The sequence below is a fragment of the Pseudomonas faucium genome, from assembly GCF_021602585.1.
In the GTDB taxonomy this organism is placed as follows: Bacteria; Pseudomonadota; Gammaproteobacteria; order Pseudomonadales; family Pseudomonadaceae; genus Aquipseudomonas; species Aquipseudomonas faucium.
In genome coordinates this window covers 1-18,557 of sequence record NZ_BQIP01000034.1, presented here as the reverse complement: position 1 = coordinate 18,557, position 18,557 = coordinate 1, and the positions used below count along the sequence as shown (strand labels likewise).

Annotated in this window: 16 protein-coding genes and 2 pseudogenes; 7 read left to right on the top strand and 11 right to left on the bottom strand. The window is 64.6% G+C overall.

The window, feature by feature from the left end; genetic code table 11:
• The first annotated feature begins 29 nt into the window (after positions 1 to 29).
• Both L6D75_RS25465 and L6D75_RS25460 read left to right on the top strand, forming a co-directional pair.
• Positions 30 to 1,307 carry an acetyl-CoA C-acetyltransferase gene (locus L6D75_RS25465; protein ID WP_176517893.1) on the top strand — a complete coding sequence of 426 codons (1,278 nt, stop codon included), beginning with the start codon at positions 30 to 32 and terminating at the stop codon, positions 1,305 to 1,307.
• Positions 1,308 to 1,415: 108 nt separating this feature from the next.
• Entirely contained in the window at positions 1,416 to 2,195 is a 780-nt protein-coding gene (locus L6D75_RS25460; protein ID WP_176517894.1) for an AraC family transcriptional regulator, read from the top strand.
• 103 nt (positions 2,196 to 2,298) lie between these two features.
• Here L6D75_RS25460 and L6D75_RS27575 read toward each other — a convergent pair.
• The 5 genes and pseudogenes from L6D75_RS27575 to L6D75_RS25440 all read right to left on the bottom strand — a co-directional run.
• Positions 2,299 to 2,895, bottom strand: a pseudogene (locus L6D75_RS27575) (methyl-accepting chemotaxis protein); the annotation flags it as partial.
• A 261-nt stretch (positions 2,896 to 3,156) separates the two neighbouring features.
• Positions 3,157 to 4,089, bottom strand: a pseudogene (locus tag L6D75_RS27570) (cache domain-containing sensor histidine kinase); the annotation flags it as partial.
• A gap of 329 nt (positions 4,090 to 4,418) precedes the next feature.
• Positions 4,419 to 4,823, bottom strand: coding sequence for a Cu(I)-responsive transcriptional regulator (gene cueR, locus L6D75_RS25450; RefSeq protein ID WP_176517896.1), 405 nt, complete (start codon positions 4,821 to 4,823; stop codon positions 4,419 to 4,421).
• Positions 4,820 to 7,222, bottom strand: coding sequence for a heavy metal translocating P-type ATPase (locus tag L6D75_RS25445; protein ID WP_176517897.1), 2,403 nt, complete (start codon positions 7,220 to 7,222; stop codon positions 4,820 to 4,822). The genes cueR and L6D75_RS25445 overlap by 4 nt, the downstream gene beginning before the upstream one ends.
• 52 nt (positions 7,223 to 7,274) lie before the next feature.
• Positions 7,275 to 7,661: a hypothetical protein gene (locus L6D75_RS25440; protein WP_176517898.1), complete on the bottom strand. Its 387-nt coding sequence runs from the start codon at positions 7,659 to 7,661 to the stop codon at positions 7,275 to 7,277.
• Between the two features lie 147 nt (positions 7,662 to 7,808).
• Between L6D75_RS25440 and L6D75_RS25435 the strand changes: the two genes are divergently transcribed.
• Complete coding sequence (locus L6D75_RS25435) at positions 7,809 to 8,006, top strand: heavy-metal-associated domain-containing protein (protein ID WP_176517899.1); 198 nt, start codon at positions 7,809 to 7,811, stop codon at positions 8,004 to 8,006.
• A gap of 92 nt (positions 8,007 to 8,098) precedes the next feature.
• The gene (locus L6D75_RS25430) at positions 8,099 to 9,280 is read left to right on the top strand and encodes a multidrug effflux MFS transporter (RefSeq protein WP_176517900.1); all 1,182 of its coding nucleotides are present in this window, start codon (positions 8,099 to 8,101) and stop codon (positions 9,278 to 9,280) included.
• Here the strand turns inward: L6D75_RS25430 and L6D75_RS25425 are convergent.
• Positions 9,231 to 9,428, bottom strand: a complete 198-nt coding sequence (locus tag L6D75_RS25425) for a hypothetical protein (protein WP_236193887.1) — start codon at positions 9,426 to 9,428, stop codon at positions 9,231 to 9,233. The two genes, L6D75_RS25430 and L6D75_RS25425, sit on opposite strands and share 50 nt — an antisense overlap.
• A gap of 471 nt (positions 9,429 to 9,899) precedes the next feature.
• Here L6D75_RS25425 and L6D75_RS25420 point away from each other — a divergent pair, with 471 nt between their 5' ends.
• Entirely contained in the window at positions 9,900 to 10,607 is a 708-nt protein-coding gene (locus L6D75_RS25420) for an ArsR/SmtB family transcription factor (protein ID WP_176517901.1), read from the top strand.
• An 8-nt stretch (positions 10,608 to 10,615) separates the two neighbouring features.
• Here the strand turns inward: L6D75_RS25420 and L6D75_RS25415 are convergent, their stop codons facing one another.
• From L6D75_RS25415 to L6D75_RS25395, 5 genes are all read right to left on the bottom strand, one after another.
• The gene (locus tag L6D75_RS25415) at positions 10,616 to 11,563 is read right to left on the bottom strand and encodes an adenosine deaminase (RefSeq protein ID WP_176517902.1); all 948 of its coding nucleotides are present in this window, start codon (positions 11,561 to 11,563) and stop codon (positions 10,616 to 10,618) included.
• A gap of 104 nt (positions 11,564 to 11,667) precedes the next feature.
• Entirely contained in the window at positions 11,668 to 12,354 is a 687-nt protein-coding gene (locus tag L6D75_RS25410) for an SDR family oxidoreductase (protein WP_176517903.1), read from the bottom strand.
• 363 nt (positions 12,355 to 12,717) lie between these two features.
• The gene (locus tag L6D75_RS25405) at positions 12,718 to 13,302 is read right to left on the bottom strand and encodes an IMPACT family protein (protein ID WP_176517904.1); all 585 of its coding nucleotides are present in this window, start codon (positions 13,300 to 13,302) and stop codon (positions 12,718 to 12,720) included.
• A 9-nt stretch (positions 13,303 to 13,311) separates the two neighbouring features.
• Entirely contained in the window at positions 13,312 to 13,974 is a 663-nt protein-coding gene (locus L6D75_RS25400) for a TetR/AcrR family transcriptional regulator (protein WP_176517905.1), read from the bottom strand.
• A gap of 90 nt (positions 13,975 to 14,064) precedes the next feature.
• Entirely contained in the window at positions 14,065 to 14,985 is a 921-nt protein-coding gene (locus L6D75_RS25395; protein ID WP_176517908.1) for a LysR family transcriptional regulator, read from the bottom strand.
• Between the two features lie 115 nt (positions 14,986 to 15,100).
• On the opposite strand from L6D75_RS25395, the gene aptA reads away from it, so the two are divergent.
• Both aptA and L6D75_RS25385 read left to right on the top strand, forming a co-directional pair.
• Positions 15,101 to 16,447, top strand: coding sequence for an omega-aminotransferase AptA (gene aptA, locus L6D75_RS25390; RefSeq protein WP_176517906.1), 1,347 nt, complete (start codon positions 15,101 to 15,103; stop codon positions 16,445 to 16,447).
• A gap of 73 nt (positions 16,448 to 16,520) precedes the next feature.
• A complete protein-coding gene (locus tag L6D75_RS25385) occupies positions 16,521 to 18,014 on the top strand; it encodes a CoA-acylating methylmalonate-semialdehyde dehydrogenase (protein WP_176517907.1) in 1,494 nt (497 codons plus the stop codon).
• The last annotated feature ends 543 nt before the right edge of the window (positions 18,015 to 18,557 follow it).

Below are 18,557 nucleotides of genomic sequence, written 5' to 3'. Positions count from 1 at the left end.
GACCCAATTGTTTCAGGAGGAATCCACGCATGCGTTCACTTCGCCGGGTCGCGATCCTGGGCGGCAACCGAATTCCCTTCGCCCGCTCCAACGGCGCCTATGCCACTGCCAGCAACCAGGCGATGCTCACCGTCACCCTCGAAGGCCTGATCGAGCGCTACCGCCTGCATGGCCTGCGCCTGGGCGAGGTGGTGGCGGGTGCGGTACTCAAGCATTCACGCGACATGAGCCTGACCCGCGAGTGCGTGCTCGGCTCGCGGCTGTCGCCGCGCACGCCCGCCTACGACATCCAGCAGGCTTGCGGCACTGGCCTGGAGGCGGCGTTGCTGGTGGCCAACAAGATTGCCCTGGGGCAGATCGAATCGGGCATTGCCGGCGGCGTGGACACCACCTCCGACGCGCCGATCGCCGTCAGCGAGGGCCTGCGCCGCATCCTTCTGCAAGCCAACCGCGGCAGGACCCTGGGCGAGCGGCTCAAACCCTTCCTGCAACTGCGCCCGGCCCATTTGAAGCCGGAGCTGCCACGCAATGGCGAGCCGCGCACCGGGCTGTCGATGGGCGAGCATTGCGAGCGCATGGCGCAGGCCTGGCAGATTGGCCGGGCCGAACAGGACGAGCTGGCGCTGCTCAGCCATCAGCGCCTGGCCGCGTCCTACGCCGAGGGCTGGCAGGACGACCTGCTCACGCCTTTTCTGGGCCTGGCGCGTGACAACAACCTGCGCCCGGACCTGGACCTGGAACAGCTCGCCAAGCTCAAGCCGGTGTTCGACCACAGCGGTCAGGGCACGCTGACCGCCGGCAATTCCACGCCGCTGACCGATGGCGCTTCGCTGGTGCTGCTGGGCACGCCGGAATGGGCCCAGGCGCATGGGCTCGAAGTGCTGGCCCATGTGGTCGACGGTGAAACGGCGGCGGTGGATTTCGTCAAAGGGCAGGAAGGCCTGCTGATGGCGCCGGTGTACGCCGTGCCGCGGTTGCTGGCGCGCAATGGGCTGACGCTGCAGGACTTCGACTACTACGAAATCCACGAAGCCTTCGCCGCCCAGGTGCTGTGCACGCTCAAGGCCTGGGAAGATGCCGAGTACTGCCGCACGCACCTGGGGCTTGATGCTGCGCTGGGGGCGATCGACCGCAGCAAGCTCAACGTCAAGGGCAGCTCGTTGGCGGCAGGGCACCCGTTTGCCGCCACCGGCGGGCGGATCCTGGCCAACATGGCCAAGCTGTTGGCGACGGCGGGCAAGGGGCGTGGGCTGATCTCGATCTGTGCGGCGGGGGGGCAGGGCGTGACCATGATTGTGGAGCGCTGAGACCGCGTCGCGCCCTTCGCCGGCAAGCCGCCTCCCACAGCCGGCGAAAGGGGCGACAGCGTGGCCGCAGGTGTTAGGCTTGTCTGGTCGGAATTATAAGAAACCACCATGCCGAGCATCGGACACCCCCGCGCCATCCCCGCCCTGGACCACCTGCCCAGGCCTCTCTATGCCCGCGCCGAAAGCCTCGGCGCCGGCTCCTGGACCACTTGCCACAGCCACGACTGGGTGCAGTTTTCCTACGCCATCAGCGGCGTGCTGGGTGTGTACACCCGCGACGGCAGCTACTTCGCCCCGCCGCAGTGGGGCGTGTGGATCCCGGCCGATGCCGAGCACGAAGTGGTGACCACCGGGCAGGCCGAAATGCGCAGCCTGTATATCCGCCGCGACGCCTGCCCCTGGGCTGCGGCGCAGTGCCGGGTGCTGGAGGTGACGCCCCTGGCGCGCGAGCTGATCAAGCAGTTCTGCCTGTACCCGGCGCATTACCCGGAAGGTGACAGCAGCGAGGCACGGCTGGTGGCGGTGTTGCTCGACCAGCTGCGCACGCTGCCTGAAGTGAGTTTCTCGCTGCCCCTGCCTCGTCATCCGCGGCTGCTGGCGCTGTGCAATGGCCTGATCGCCGCGCCGGACCAGCTGCAGACCTTGCAGCAATGGGCGCTGCAGCTGGGCTGTTCGGAGAAGACCTTGATGCGCCTGTTCCAGCGGGAAACCGGCTTGAGTTTTCGCAACTGGCGCCAGCGGATGCGGCTGTTGTCATCGCTGGCGTTGCTGGAGGCGGGGGAGAGCGTGACCGAGGCCGCGCTGGGGTGTGGTTATGACTCGACTTCGGCCTACATCGCTGCCTTCAAGCAGTTGTTTGGCGCTACGCCGGGTGAGTTGAAGCTGTAGGTTGCCTGTACTGGCCCCATCGCCGGCAAGCCGGCTCCCACAGGTATAGCGGCATGCGCAGTACTTGTGGGAGCCGGCTTGCCGGCGATGGGGGCACTGCAGGTCAGGTGCGGAAACGCCGCACCAGCGAATCCAGCTCGTTTGACAACCCGGCCAGGCTCTCCGAATCCTGCCGCGCGGCCTGGGCCAGTTCCGCCACCAACTGCGCATCGCCATGGATCTGACTGATATGCCGGTTGATGTCCTCGGCCACCTGGTGCTGCTCTTCCGCCGCCGTGGCGATCTGGGTGTTCATGTCGCGAATGATGTCCACCGACTCACGGATCTGGCCAAAGCTGTCGCGGGCCAGGCCGATGCGGCTGACCGACTGCTGCGACACTTCCAGGCTCGCGTGCATCTGCTCGGCCACCTCGGCGGTGCGGCTGGCCAGGTTGCCCAGCAGGCCGTCGATTTCTGCCGTGGAGTCGGCCGTGCGCTTGGCCAGCGCCCGCACTTCGTCGGCCACCACGGCAAAGCCGCGGCCTTGTTCGCCTGCCCGGGCGGCCTCGATCGCGGCGTTGAGGGCCAGCAGGTTGGTCTGCTCGGCGATCGAGCGAATGGTGCCGAGAATCGACTGGATGGCGTTGCTGTCGCGCTCCAGCTGCTGGATCGACTGGGCCGACTGTTCGATTTCCTGGCTCAGGCGGTCGACGCTGTGCACCGCCGCATCGATCTGCTGCTGGCCTTCACGGGCCTGTTGCTGGCCGCTGTCGGCCGATTGCGCGGCCTGGCTGCAGGAGCGCGCCACTTCGTTGGCGGTGGCGACCATTTCGTGGAACGCGGTGGACACCATGTCCACGGCCTCGCGCTGGCGCCCGGCGGCCTCGGCCATGTCGCTGGAAACCCGGGTCGAGCTGCTGGAGGTGCTGAGGATCTTGCTGGCGGCCGAGCCGATGTGCTGGATCAGGCTGCGGATGGCGCCGAGGAACTGGTTGAACCAGTTGGCCAGTTGCGCGGTTTCGTCGCGGCCGCGCACATCGAGGTTGCGGGTCAGGTCGCCTTCGCCCTGGGCGATGTCTTCCAGGCCGCTGGTGACACTGTTGATCGGGCGCACGATGAGCTTGGCGAAGGCGGTGCCGACCACGGCGAACAGGGCCGCCAGCACCAGCGCGATGGTGCCGATGAGCCAGGTCAGGCGGGTGGTGGTCTGCATCACTTCGCTTTGCTGGATCAGGCCGATGAAGGTCCAGCCGAGTTTCTCGTCGGGGTAGACGTTGGCCATGTAGCGCACACCGCCCAGGTCGACTTCGACCAGGCCCTTGCCGGCCTTGGCCAGCTCGGCATAGCCCTCGCCGAAACTCGCCAGCTGCTTGAAGTTGTGGCTGGCATCGCGCGGGTCGACCATCACGTTGCCGTTGTTTTCCATGAGGATCAGGTAGCCGCTTTCGCCCAGCTTGATCTGCTGCACGATTTCGGTCAGGCCCTTGAGCGACACGTCGATGTTGACCACACCACCGGGGTTGCCGAGCTGGTTGGCGACGGCGCGCACGGTGCTGACCAGCACTGCGTCATCGCCTGCCCAGTAGTACGGGGCGGTGCGCAGGGTCTTGCCGGGGTTGGCCATGGCCGTCTGGTACCACGGACGGGTGCGTGGGTCGTAGTTGCTCATGCTCGGGTCGCCGGGCCAGAACGCGTAGCCGCCGTCCTTCAGGCCGTAGGACACGTAGGCGTAGTCCGAATGGCTGTTGGCCAGGCGGGTGAACAGCTCGAACAGCACCTTGTCCTGCTCGCCGGTAGGGATCTGCGCGGCATCGGCGCTGATGTGCTTCTTGATGTCGGCACCCGCGCCGGTGACTTCTGGCAGGCTGGCCAGGTAGTCGACGTTCTGGGTGATGCCCTGGAAGAACAGGTTCATGGCATTGCTGACCTGGCGGATCTCGCGGCTGCTGCTGTCGAGGAATCCGTCGCGGGCTTCGCCGCGCAGGTTGATGACCACCAGGGTGGCCACGAGGACGATGGGCAGCGCGGCGATGACCGCGAATGCCCAGGTCAGTTTCTGTTTGATGTTCATCGACGCTCCCGGAGTTTGTTTTTATCGACACGCGATGCTTCATGCATCGGCAGCGTCCGGGATTTTTTGAGCGAAAATGCCCGTATTTATTGGGCGAAGCCGCATTTGGCGACTATTCGGTCGGTACTAGGCTAATATGGCATACCAAATAGCTGGCCAACTGGCCAAAAGCCTCAATGGCAACACTCGCCGCCATTGGCCAGGTCTTTGAGAATCGGGCAATCGGGCCGGTCATTGCCCTGGCAGTGGGCGGCCAGCTCACTCAAGGTATCGCGCAGGCTGACCAACTCCTCGATGCGCCGGTTCAGCTCGTCGATGTGCTGCACGGCCAGTGCCTTGACGTCGGCACTGGCGCGCTGGCGGTCCTGCCACAGGGTCAGCAGCTTGCCCACTTCGTCCAGGGAGAACCCCAGGTCGCGCGAGCGCTTGATGAACGCCAGGCTGTGCAGGTCCTGCGGCTGGTACAGGCGGTAGCCGCTGTCGCTGCGGGTGGCCGGCTTGAGCAGGCCGATGGATTCGTAGTAGCGGATCATCTTGGTGCTGAGCCCGCTGCGGCGGGCCGCCTGGCCGATGTTCATGGGGCCTCCTCCTGCGAGGTGCTGGTGGGTTTCCAGGTTTTCAGCCACAGGGCATTGCTGACCACGCTGACACTGGACAGCGCCATGGCTGCGCCTGCCAGCACCGGGTTGAGGTAACCCAGTGCGGCCAGGGGGATGCCGATCAGGTTGTAGATGAACGCCCAGAACAGGTTCTGACGGATTTTCGCGTAGGTCTTGCGGCTGATTTCCAGGGCCGCAGGCACCAGCCGTGGGTCGCCGCGCATCAGGGTGATGCCGGCGGCCTGCATGGCCACGTCGGTGCCACCGCCCATGGCAATGCCGATATCGGCGGCGGCCAGGGCCGGGGCATCGTTGATGCCGTCGCCGACCATCGCCACCACGCCGTCCTGCTTCAAGGCCGCGACCGTGGCGGCCTTGTCGGCCGGCAGCACTTCGGCGTACACGTCGTCGATGCCGAGGCGCTCGGCCACCACCTTGGCGCTGCCGCGGTTGTCGCCGGTCAGCAGGTGGCTGGTGATGTGTTGCGCGTGCAGGGTGGTGATGGCTTGCTCGGCGCCGGGCTTGAGGCTGTCACCAAAGGCGAACAGGCCCAGCACGCGGGGCTGCGCACCTTGCTCGATCAGCCACGACAGGGTGCGGCCTTCGGTTTCCCAGGCTTGCGCCATAGGGGCCAGGGCGCCAGGCTGCAGGCCGCTTTCGTCGAGCAGGCGGCGGTTGCCCAGGGCCAGCTCGCGGCCGTCTACCCGCCCGGCGATGCCGCGGCCGGTGAGGGACTGGCTGTCGGTTACCGCCGGAACCTCCAGGCCCTGCTCGCTGCAGGCCTCCAGCACCGCCTTGGCCAAGGGGTGTTCGCTGCCCCGTTGCAGCGCGCCGGCCAGGCGGTGCAACTCGGCGGTGTCGCCCCCCAGCGCCTGGCTGTGTACCACGCGGGGGCTGCCCGAGGTGAGTGTGCCGGTCTTGTCGAACACCACCCGGTTCACTGCGTGGGCCCGTTCCAGGGCTTCGGCGTCCTTGATCAGGATGCCGTGGCGCGCGGCGACGCCGGTGCCGGCCATGATGGCTGCAGGCGTGGCCAGGCCGAGGGCGCATGGGCAGGCGATCACCAGCACGGCGACTGCGTTGATCAGTGCGGTTTCCAGCGGCGCACCGGCCAGCCACCAGCCGAGCAGGGTGAGCAGCGCCAGCACCAGTACCGCGGGGACGAATACCTGGCTGACCCGGTCAACCAGCTTCTGGATCGGCGCCTTGGCTGCCTGGGCGTCTTCGACCAGGCGGATGATGCGCGCCAGGACCGTTTCCGTGCCGACCGCCTGGGTACGCACCAGCAACCGGCCTTCGCCATTGATGGCGCCGCCGGTCACGTTGTCGCCGGGTTGCTTGGGCACGGGCAGGCTTTCTCCGCTGATCAGCGCCTCGTCGGCGTGGCTGCTGCCTTCCACCACTTCGCCGTCCACCGGGAAACGCTCGCCGGGCTTGACCAGCACCAGGTCGCCGAGGCGCAGCTGGGCGATCGCGACGTCCTCTTCACGGCCCTCGACCAGGCGCACGGCGCGCTCTGGCCGCAGCGCTTCGAGCGCGCGGATGGCGCTGGCGGTCTGGCGTTTGGCGCGGCTTTCCAGGTACTTGCCGAGCAGCACCAGGGCAATCACCACCGCCGAGGCCTCGAAGTACAGGTGCGGCTCCATGCCAGCCGGCGCCTGGGCCCATTGGTACAGGCTCAGGCCGTACCCTGCGCTGGTGCCCAGGGCCACCAGCAGGTCCATGTTGCCGGCACCGGCACGCACGGCTTTGTAGGCCGCCACGTAGAAGCGGGCGCCGAGGATGAACTGCACCGGCGTTGCCAGCAGGAACTGCGCCCAGGCCGGCAGCATCCAGTGCAGGCCGAACGGTTGCACCAGCATCGGCAATACCAGGGGCAGCGCCAGCAACAGGGCAGCGCCGACTGCCAGGCGGTCGTTGCGCAAGCGGCGCTGGGCGGCCTGCTGCTCATCCTGCCGCGCCTGCGGCAGGCTGGCACTGTAGCCGGCCTTTTCGACGGCGGCGATCAGCAGCTGGTCATCGAGGGCCTGGAGCACTTCGAGGTGGGCGCGTTCGCTGGCCAGGTTGACGCTGACCTGCTCGACGCCCGGCAGCTTGCCAAGGGCGCGCTCGACACGGCCGACGCAGCTGGCGCAGGTCATGCCGCCGATCTGCAGTTCCAGGGTGCGGGTGGGTACGCCGTAGCCTGCGCCGCGCACGGCATCGACCAGGGCCGGCAGGCTGCCGGCCGGGGCCTGGACGCGGGCTTGTTCGGTGGCGAGGTTGACGCTGACCTGTTCGGCGCCGCTGACCTTGCGCAGGGCGCGCTCGACACGGCCAGCACAGCTGGCGCAGGTCATGCCGGAGATCGGCAGGTCAAAAGTGGTGGATGCGGGCATGGCTTTCCTCCGTGGACTGGCCTGCAGCATCAACCTTGCCATGCGGGGAAGGTCAATAGCCCAGGCCGGCTCGCTTCAACTCGAGCCCATTGTGGCCCATGGCAATGCGGTATTTGTTGATCTGGCCCACCTGCAGGTTCAGGCGCGTGCTGCGCTGGTCCTCGATGCCTGGGGCGCAGCCGGGCATCTGCCCGGGCAGCAGGCGCAGGCGCACATCGACCGGGCCAGGCGGCAAGTTGAAGGAGGCCGATTGCTCCTGGAACACTCGCCCGGACAGCTGGTCGTTGAGGTAGATGCCGATTTCGCAGCTGGTGGCTACTTCAAGGCGCTCCCGGGAAATGATCAGCACGCTGTAGTCCGAATTGCCCTCGGCCAAGGCCGGCGGCACTGCCGCCAGCGCACCCAGTAGCCCGACAACGCTCGCTGCTGCCCTGAACATGAAAAAATCTCCTGCTTGCCTGAATCGTCAAAGGCGCAGCTTGGCCGAGGTCTGCGCAGATTTCCAGCCCGGCCGTTGGCCGCAGAACTTGACCTTGCCCCGATGGCAAGCTTGAAACTGGGCAAAACCCACAAGGAGGCAATACCCATGCAAGTGTTCAACGTCCAAGGCATGACCTGCGGCCATTGCGTGAAAGCGGTGACCCGCGCGGTACAGGAGCAGGATGCGCAGGCGCAGGTGGAAGTCGACCTGGCCGCCAAGGAGGTGCGCGTGCACAGCGCATTGGCGCCTGAACAGCTGTTGGCGGCAATCCGTGAAGAGGGTTACCAGGCCGAGGTGGCCTGAGCCCCGGGGCTGTTTTGTTGCAAATGTTTTCATACTGAAGGGGTCCACTGCAGGTAGACTTACGCGCTTGCTTAGCCTGCTATGGATTCCTGATGAACCTGCGAATGGTGCTGATCCTGGGCGCATTGAGTGCGTTCGGGCCGCTGGCGATCGACTTCTACCTGCCCGCCTTCCCGGCCATGGCGCAGGCGTTCGCCACCGACGAAAAACATGTACAGGCCACCTTGGCCGCGTACTTCCTTGGCCTGTCGCTCGGCCAGCTGGCCTATGGCCCGGTGGCCGATCGCTTCGGCCGGCGCAAGCCGCTGTTGTTCGGTGTGGGGCTGTTCACCCTGGCATCGCTGGCCTGCGCCTATGCGCCCAACCTCGATACGTTGATCCTGGCGCGGTTCGTCCAGGCGTTGGGCGGTTGTGCCGGCATGGTGCTGTCGCGGGCCATCGTCAGTGACAAGTGCGACCCGGTGGCTTCGGCCAAGGTGTTCTCGCAATTGATGCTGGTGATGGGCTTGGCGCCGATCCTTGCGCCGATGCTCGGCGGCGTGCTGGTCAACGTGGCGGGCTGGCAGTCGATCTTCCTCGCCTTGAGCCTGTTCAGTGCGGCCTGCCTACTGGCGGTGAGCCTGGGCCTGCCGGAGAGCTTGCCGGCGCACATCCCGCGCCAGCCGCTGTCGGGGGCGCTGCGCCAGTACATGCGGCTGTTGGCCGATCGCGTGTTCATCGGCCATGCCTTGACCGGCGGAATCGCTATCGCCGGGATGTTTGCCTACATCGCCGGTTCACCTTTCGTATTTATCAAACTTTATGGCGTGCCGGCAGAGCATTACGGCTGGCTGTTCGGCACCAATGCGGCGGGTTTCATCCTGGTCGCGCAGGTCAACGCCCGCCTGCTGGCCAAGCGCGGCCCGGCGTTCCTGCTGGTGCGGGCGGTGTGGGTGTACCTGGCGGCGGGGTTGGTGATGCTCGGCGTGGCCGCGATGCGCCCGGCGCAGTTGTGGCCACTTTTGCTGCCCCTGTTCGTCTGCATCGCCAGCCTTGGCTGCATCATCCCCAACGCCTCGGCCTGCGCCATGAGCGGCCAGGGGGCGCGGGCCGGCAGCGCTTCGGCGTTGATGGGCTGCCTGCAGTTCAGCGTCGCCGCCGCAGCGGCAGCGTTGGTCGGCCTGCTGCACGATGGCAGCGCGGTGCCCATGACCCTGGTGATCAGCTTGTGCGGGGCACTGGTGGTCAGTGTCGCGCTACTGACCCGGGGTTTGCAGGCCAGGCGTCCGGCATGAGCGCATGAGGCGCCTGCAGGCGCGTTTCCAGGGTGGCGACGAAGGCACGTGCTTCGGCCTCGCTGCGAAAGCTCACCACATGTTGGTCGAGCCTCACCTGCCATGGGCAGTTGGGGTTGCGGTTTGACGCACTGACGACAATCTTCATCGCGGCATACCTTCGAATTGGGGGGAGAGCGGGACTAGTGTAGCGCCGCAGTGCCCCCTCGCCATGGCTTGGTGCAGTGTTCTGACTGGCGGTCAAGGTGCGGGCCGCTGCAAGGCCTGCAAGCGTGTAGAAGGTTCGCTTTAATCTGCGTTATTTGAGGAAGGGCGTTGTCGGCAGAGTCCTTGCGATGCCTGGGGCCATTCTTCCTCCTGCGCTGTTTCTTCCCTGCCAGCCGGCGGCTTCCTTCCTCTGACGGGCCATTGTGCCCCAGCCGCCTTGCCATGCTCGGCGCTCAAGGGTTCCCCTACCCACATTCACTTTGCCTGCGCCGCCCGTGGCCCGCCTGCGGGGCGGGCCTGCGTGCGGCTTATACTGCGGGGCGAGCGCCGCGGCTGGCACCTGCCGAGGGCGATCGGCGTTGCCACGGTTGGCCATTGGAAATCAGATGTGATTTGCAGGGAGTTACAGGACATGAATGCAGTCAGCAGTATCAGTCAGATTGCCGGCCTGATGGCCGACCCCAAGCGCAGTGCGATGTTGTGGGCGTTGATCGATGGCACGCCGCGGCCGACCGACGAACTGGCGATGATGGCCGGCTTGTCCTCATCCTCTGCCTGCGCGCACCTGTCGCTGCTGTCTTCGGCAGGCTTGCTCAGGCTCGAAGCGCGGGGCCGCAAACGCTACTTCAGGCTGGCCACGCCCCAGGTCGGCGCAGCCGTCGAAGCGTTGGCCAGTGTGCAGCTCGGCAGTGATGGGCAGCAGCGCGCCAAGCCTGCGCAGATGCCGATGTCGATGCGCCGGGCGCGTCGTTGTGGTGATCACTTGGGGGGTGAGCTGGCCGGCGAGCTGTACCACCGCCTGGTGGTCGCGGGTTGGCTGGAGGGCAGCGAGCGGCAGGTGATGGTCAGCGATGAAGGGCGCCTGGCGCTGGCGCGCATAGGGGTCTACATCGACGCCTTGGCGCCACGCCAGCAGCAAGGCTGCGTGATCTGCCACTGCAGCGAATGGAGCAACCAGGGCCCGCATCTGGGGGGCAGCCTTGGGCGTGCATTGCTCACGCTGTTCCTGCAGTCTGGCTGGATGCGCGAGCCGGAAGGCACGCGGGCAATGCAGATTTCCGCCGAAGGTATCCAGCAGATCAACCGCATTGCCCGGGTCAGCACGTTGCAGGTGGGCTGACGGCCCGGTTACACGAGGCGTGCGTCCAGGCTGTTCTGGGCCAGGCGGCGAGCCTGGTCTTCGTTCATGCCCAGGTGGGTGTGCAGGGCGTGGAAGTTTTCGGTCACGTAGCCACCGAAATACGCCGGGTCATCGGAGTTCACCGTCACCTTCACGCCGCGCTCGAGCATGTCGAGGATGTTGTGCTGGCTCATGTGATCGAACACGCAGAGCTTGGTGTTGGACAATGGGCACACGGTGAGGGGGATCTGCTCGTCGATGATGCGCTGCATCAGGCGCTCGTCCTCGATGGCGCGCACGCCGTGGTCGATGCGCTTGATCTGCAGCAGGTCGAGGGCTTCCCAGATGTACTCGGGCGGGCCTTCTTCGCCGGCATGGGCGACGGCGACGAAGCCTTCGCTGCGGGCACGGTCGAACACGCGCTGGAACTTGCTCGGTGGGTGGCCCATTTCCGAGCTGTCCAGGCCAACGGCAATGAACGCGTCACGGAAGGGCAAGGCCTGGTCGAGGGTCTTGTGGGCTTCTTCTTCGCTGAGGTGGCGCAGGAAGCTCAGGATCAGGCCACTGCTGATGCCCAGTTGTTCACGGCCATCCTTGAGCGCGTGGTTGATGCCATTGAGCACCACCTCGAACGGGATGCCCCGGTCGGTGTGGGTCTGCGGGTCGAAGAAGGGCTCGGTGTGGATGACATTCTGTGCCTTGCAGCGCTGCAGGTAGGCCCAGGTCAGGTCGTAGAAGTCCTGCTCGGTGCGCAGCACGTCCGCGCCCTGGTAATAAAGGTCGAGAAATTCCTGCAGGTTGTTGAAGGCATAGGCGCTGCGCAGGGTTTCGACGTCGTTCCAGGGCAGGGCGATCTTGTTGCGCTCGGCCAGGGCGAACAGCAGCTCGGGTTCGAGCGAACCTTCGAGGTGCAGGTGCAGTTCGGCCTTTGGCAGGGCGTTCAACCAGTCATACATAGGTGGCTATCTCAATCAGGTACGGTTGCCGCCATTCTACAGGGCCTGACCAGGCATTGCGCTTGGCCAGGCCTGCATTGCGCCAACCGCCGATCAGAGGCGGCTCACCAGGTGAGGGTTTCACCCTTGTAGTTGATGAAGCGCAGGCCGCCGTTGCCGCTGTGGGCCTTGACCTGTTCGAGCATGCCGCGGGTGCTGGTGAGCACGTCGATCTCGGCGTTTTCGCCGCCCATGTCGGTTTTCACCCAGCCGGGATGCATGGCCAGTACACAGAGATCCGGGCGTTGCAGCTCGACCACGAAGCTGTTGATCATCGAATTCAGCGCGGCCTTGCTGGCCTTGTACAGGCAGATCTCGCCGCCGTCGGGGATGGTCACGCTGCCCAGTATCGAGCTCATGAACGCCAGCACGCCGCTGCCCTGGCGGACCTGGCCGGCCAAGCGACGGGCAACGCGGATCGGCGCCACGGCATTGGTCATGAACAGCGCGCCGATGTCTGGTTGCTGCACCTTTTCCAGGTCCTGGGGCAGGGGCCCCATGACACCGGCGTTGATGAACACCAGGTCGAACATTTCACCTTGCAGGCGTTGCTTCAGGCCATCGAGCTGGGCGGTGTCGTTCATCTCCAGCTGCTCGATGCGTACACCGGCAACTTCACCCAGCGCGCCGGGTTTCTTGGGGTCGCGTACCGTGGCGGTGATGTGCCAGCCATCTTCCTGCAGCCGCTGCACCAGGCCCAGGCCCAACCCGCGGGAGGCGCCGATGATGAGGGCAGTCTTTGAATCAGCCATGGGACCATTCCTTTATCGGGGAAAAAGACATTGAGGATACTGCAGGCTCGGGACATCCGCCTGCATCGAAGGTGGTTAAAAATTGACCAGTTGCGTCAAGGCCGTGCAGAGCCGGGCGCTTGGCTTGTTGGCTAACGGGTTATCCACAGGCTGATCCACAGTTAATGTGTGCAAGCGCGGGTGAGGGTATGACGGCATCCGGCTTTTCGACTGTGGATAACACTTGACAAGTCAACCGCTTGCGACTGTCATCAAACGGTGATCAAAATATGCTCAATGCTCTGCAGGCCTTGAATGGCAAGGCTTGCAGATGAGTGCCCCAAGCTTATCCACAGGCGGGCCCACAGTTGTTGTGTGCAACCTTCAACACGCTTCGAGGAGGATTCGCCCGCGGCTCAGGTCTGCCAATTGCTGTTGCAAGGCGGCTAGGTGGGCTTCGCCGACGGCAATGCGCAGGTCAACGCCATTGGCGGTGAACTGCTCGTCCAGCACCAGGCCATCCACCTCGGCCAGGCGCAGCTTCACCAGGGCCAGTTCGCTGAAGCTGCAGCTGCAGGCAAATTCGCTGCGCTGCACCAGCAGCCGTTTCGGCGCCTGTTGCAGGCACTTGTTGGCCCCGCCGCCATAGGCCCGGGCCAGGCCACCGGTGCCCAGCTGGATACCGCCGTACCAGCGGATCACCAGCACCACCACCTGGTCGCAATCCTGCGCCTCGATGGCGGCCAGAATCGGCCGCCCGGCGGTGCCTCCGGGTTCGCCATCGTCGCTGCTGCGGTACTGTGCGCCGAGCTTCCAGGCCCAGCAGTTGTGGGTGGCGGCGAGGTCGCTGTGGCGTTCGATGAAGCTCATCGCCTCGGCGGCGCTGGTGATCGGGCCGGCCAGGGTGATGAAGCGGCTCTTGCGGATTTCCTCGCGAAACTCGCAGAGGTCGAGCAGGGTAGAAGGCATATAGAGAAGTCAGGCGCTCGGCGCGATGCCGCATCCTTTGAGAATGATGTGGATAAGGTTGCTGCTCGCATCTTCCATGTCTTGCTTGGTCAGGCGGCTGCGGCCGGTGACCTGGCAGATCTGGGTGGCGAAGTCGGCGTAGTGCTGGGTGCTGCCCCAGAGCAGGAAAATCAGGTGCACCGGGTCGACCGGGTCCATCTTGCCGGCATCCATCCAGGCCTGGAACACCGCAGCACGGCCGCGGAACCATTCGCGGTAGTCGGCGCTGAAATACTCGGTCAGGCAGCTGCCGCCGCTGATCACTTCCATGGCGAAGATCCGCGAAGCCTGCGGGTTGCGCCGGGAGAACTCCATCTTGGTGCGGATGTACTGGCTCAGCGCCTCGCCCGGGTCGTCCTCGACGCTCAGGGCGTTGAAGGTGCTGTCCCACAGTTCGATGATGTTGCTCAGTACGGCGATGTACAGGCCCAGCTTGTTGGTGAAGTAGTAATGCAGGTTCGCCTTGGGCAAGCCGGCCTTCAGCGCGATGGTGTTCATGCTGGTGCCTTTGAAGCCATGACGGGCGAATTCGTCTTCGGCGGCCTGGATGATGGCCTGTTCGTTCTTCTGGCGGATGCGGCCGGCGGGCTTGCCCGAGGCGGAAAGGCGATGCGCAGGGACTTCTAGGGTCATGGACGATTCCGTACAGGTCTGTGGCAACGGATGTCGGACAAGATTACCTGCCTGCGCGCAAGTGACAAGCATTAGCGGCACAAGCAGGCATCAGCGTGTCGCAGCCAGGCTTTCCAGGAAGCTTTCCAGCACCAGGTTCGGCCGCCGGCCCTTGCGCGTGACCCAGCTCAGGCTCAGGTCGTAGAAGCGCTGGGCCGGCTTGAGCGGGCGCAGGCGGCCTTGCTGGACCCAGAACGTGGCGTAATGGTCGGGCAGGTAGCCGATGTAGCGCCCGGTGAGGATCAGAAACGCCATGCCTTCACGGTCCGAGGCGCTGGCGGTGCAGTTGAGTGCCTGGTAGTGCGCCTGGATATCGGCGGGCAGGCGGAAAGTGGGCGCGATGGCTTCCTGGCTGTTGAGGCGCTCATCGTCGACCTGCTGGTCGTCGGCATAGAACAGCGGGTGGCCGACGGCGCAGTAGAGCAGCGAGCGCTCGCTGTACAAGGGTTGGTATTCGAGGCCGGAGAGCGGGCTGGTCTGGGGCACCACGCCAACATGCAGGCTGCCGTCGAGCACCCCTTGCTCGACCTGGCTGGGGGCGATCATGCGGATCTGGATGCGCACGTCCGGGCCGCGGTCCTTGAGTTCGGCCAGGGCATGGGTGATGCGCATGTGCGGCAGGGTCACCAGGTTGTCGGTCAGGCCAATATTGAGCTCGCCGCGCAGGTGCTGGTGCAGGCCGTTGACCTCGGTGCGGAAGGTTTCCAGCGCGCTGAGCAGCTGCAGCGCCGAGTGGTACACCTCGCGGCCCTCCTCGGTCAGCGAGAAACCGGCGCGGCCGCGTTGGCACAGGCGCAAGCCCAGGCGCTGCTCAAGGTCGTTCATCTGCTGGCTGATGGCCGAGCGGCCAATGCCGAGCACGTTCTCGGCAGCCGAGAAACCGCCGCATTCGACGACGCTTCGGTAGATTTTCAACAGGCGGATATCGAAATCGCTGACCTGTGCCAGAGGATCGGGGCGTCGGCTCATCAGTTTAGTCTTGTTCTATCTGAAGATTAGAAATGTAGGCTTTTTCAGACTTTATCTGCGTGCGAATTTAGCTGCAACAACATCCATCGTTGCCTATTCGTCTTTCGAGGAACCGCCGATGAACATGCCCGAAACCGCTCCTTCCGGTATCGCCAGCCAGCTCAAGCTGGATGCCCACTGGATGCCTTACACCGCCAACCGCAACTTCCACCGTGACCCACGCCTGATCGTGGCGGCCGAGGGCAACTACCTGGTCGACGACAAGGGGCGCAAGATCTTCGATGGCCTGTCGGGGCTGTGGACCTGCGGTGCCGGGCATACCCGCAAGGAAATTGCCGACGCGGTCACCCGTCAGCTCAATACCCTGGACTATTCCCCGGCGTTCCAGTTCGGCCACCCGCTGTCGTTCCAGCTGGCTGAAAAGATCACCGAACTGACCCCGGGTGATCTGAACCACGTCTTCTATACCAACTCCGGTTCCGAGTGCGCCGACACCGCGCTGAAGATGGTGCGCGCCTACTGGCGCCTGAAAGGCCAGGCGACCAAGACCAAGATCATTGGCCGTGCCCGTGGCTACCACGGGGTGAACATCGCCGGCACCAGCCTGGGCGGCGTCAACGGCAACCGCAAGATGTTCGGCCAGCTGCTGGACGTCGACCACCTGCCGCACACCGTGCTGCCGGTGAACGCCTTCTCCAAGGGCATGCCGGAAGAGGGCGGCATCGCCCTGGCCGATGAGATGCTCAAGCTGATCGAGCTGCACGATGCGTCGAACATCGCGGCCGTGATCGTCGAACCGCTGGCAGGCTCGGCGGGTGTACTGCCGCCGCCGAAGGGTTACCTGAAGCGCCTGCGTGAAATCTGCACCCAGCACAACATCCTGCTGATCTTCGACGAAGTGATCACAGGCTTCGGCCGCATGGGCGCGATGACCGGCGCCGAAGCGTTCGGCGTGACCCCGGACCTGATGTGCATCGCCAAGCAGGTGACCAACGGCGCCATTCCGATGGGCGCAGTGATCGCCAGCAGCGAGATCTACCAGACCTTCATGAACCAGCCGACCCCGGAATACGCCGTCGAATTCCCCCACGGCTACACCTACTCGGCTCACCCGGTCGCCTGCGCCGCAGGTATCGCCGCGCTCGACCTGCTGCAGAAGGAAAACCTGGTGCAGTCGGCCGCCGAGCTGGCGCCGCACTTCGAGAAGCTGCTGCATGGCGTGAAAGGCACCAAGAACATCGTCGACATCCGCAACTACGGCCTGGCCGGCGCGATCCAGATCGCCGCCCGTGATGGCGATGCCATCGTGCGTCCGTATGAGGCGGCGATGAAGCTGTGGCAAGCCGGCTTCTATGTACGCTTCGGTGGCGACACCCTGCAGTTCGGCCCAACCTTCAACACCCAGCCGCAGGAACTGGACCGCCTGTTCGACGCGGTCGGTGAAACCCTGAACAAGATCGACTGATCTTTCTGATTTTGACGCAAGGCGCGCGAGCTGATCGCGCGCTGGCTTCAACCTTCTTTATCTGGAGTTATGCATGAGCATTGTTCAGCACCTGATTCACGGCGAGCTGGTTACCAAGGGTGAGCGCACCGCCGATGTCTTCAACCCCTCCACCGGCCAGGCGGTACGCAAGGTCGAGCTGGCCAGCCGCGCAACCGTGCAGGAAGCGATCGACTCCGCCAAGGCCGCTTTCCCGGCCTGGCGCAACACCCCACCGGCCAAGCGCGCCCAGGTGATGTTCCGCTTCAAGCAACTGCTGGAGCAGAACGAGGCCAAGATCTCGCAGATGATCAGCGAAGAGCATGGCAAGACCGTGGAAGACGCGGCCGGCGAATTGAAGCGCGGCATCGAGAACGTCGAGTTCGCCTGCGCCGCCCCGGAAGTGCTCAAGGGCGAGTACAGCCGTAACGTCGGCCCGAACATCGATGCCTGGTCGGACTTCCAGCCGCTGGGCGTGGTGGCCGGCATCACGCCGTTCAACTTCCCGGCCATGGTGCCACTGTGGATGTACCCGCTGGCCATCGCTTGCGGCAACGCGTTCATCCTCAAACCGTCCGAGCGTGACCCGAGCTCGACGCTGTTCATTGCCCAGCTGCTGCTCGAGGCCGGCCTGCCCAAAGGCATCCTCAACGTGGTGCACGGCGACAAGGAAGCTGTGGACGCGCTGATCGAGGCGCCAGAAGTGAAGGCCCTGAGCTTCGTGGGTTCGACGCCGATTGCCGAATACATCTACGCCGAAGGCACCAAGCGCGGCAAGCGTGTGCAGGCCCTGGGCGGCGCGAAGAACCACGCCGTGCTGATGCCTGACGCCGACCTGGACAACGCCGTCAGCGCACTGATGGGCGCAGCCTACGGTTCGTGCGGTGAGCGTTGCATGGCCATTTCCGTCGCTGTGTGTGTGGGCGACCAGGTTGCCGATGCGCTGATCGCCAAGCTGGAGCCGCAGATCAAGGCGCTGAAGATCGGCGCCGGCACGTCGTGCGGCCTGGACATGGGGCCGCTGGTGACTGCTGCTGCCCGTGACAAGGTAGTGGGCTACATCGACGACGGTGTTGCCGCCGGCGCCAAGCTGGTGGTGGATGGCCGTGGCTTGCGCGTGGCGGGTAATGAAGATGGCTACTTCGTGGGCGGTACCTTGTTCGACAAGGTGACCCCGCAGATGCGCATCTATAAAGAAGAGATCTTCGGCCCTGTGCTGTGCATCGTGCGGGTGAGCAGCCTGGAGCAGGCCATGCAGCTGATCAACGATCACGAGTATGGCAACGGCACCTGCATCTTCACCCGTGACGGCGAGGCCGCGCGCCTGTTCTGCGACGAGATCGAAGTGGGCATGGTCGGTGTGAACGTGCCGCTGCCGGTGCCGGTGGCTTATCACAGCTTCGGTGGCTGGAAGCGTTCGCTGTTCGGTGACCTGCATGCGTATGGCCCGGATGGTGTGCGCTTCTATACCCGCCGCAAGGCGATCACCCAGCGCTGGCCGCAGCGTGCCAGCCATGAGGCGTCGCAGTTCGCGTTCCCTAGCCTTTAATAAGGCATGCAAGTAAAAGCGGGGCGGCCTTTAGGCCGCCCCGCTTTGTTTTCGGCAATAACCAGGTTTCTTGAAATTAAGCCTTGACGGGGTCTCGAATCCCCTTATAATGCGCCCCACTTCCAGCGTAGTCGGAACGAGAAACTCCTTGAGATTCAATGAGTTACTTAGTCCAGGTAGTGCTGGAGGTGCTTCGATCGACTGATCGATAGCGGTTGAAAAGGTGGTTGACAGCGCTTCTAAACGCTGTATGATTCGCCTCCCGCTACGAGAGATCGCAGCGAGCCAAGTGTTTGAAGCTAAACGAGTTTCTCGCAAAAAACTTCAAAATAAACGCTTGACAGGCTCTGAGGAAAGCGTAGAATGCGCGCCTCGGTTGAGACGAAAAGCTCTTAACCAAACGCTCTTTAACAAACTGAATCAAGCAATTCGTGTGGGTGCTTGTGAGTACGGACTGATAGTCAAAAAGATTATCAGCATCACAAGTGGCCATGCGAGAAATCACATAGTCATTTGAGATTGCTGAGCCAAGTTTAGGGTTTC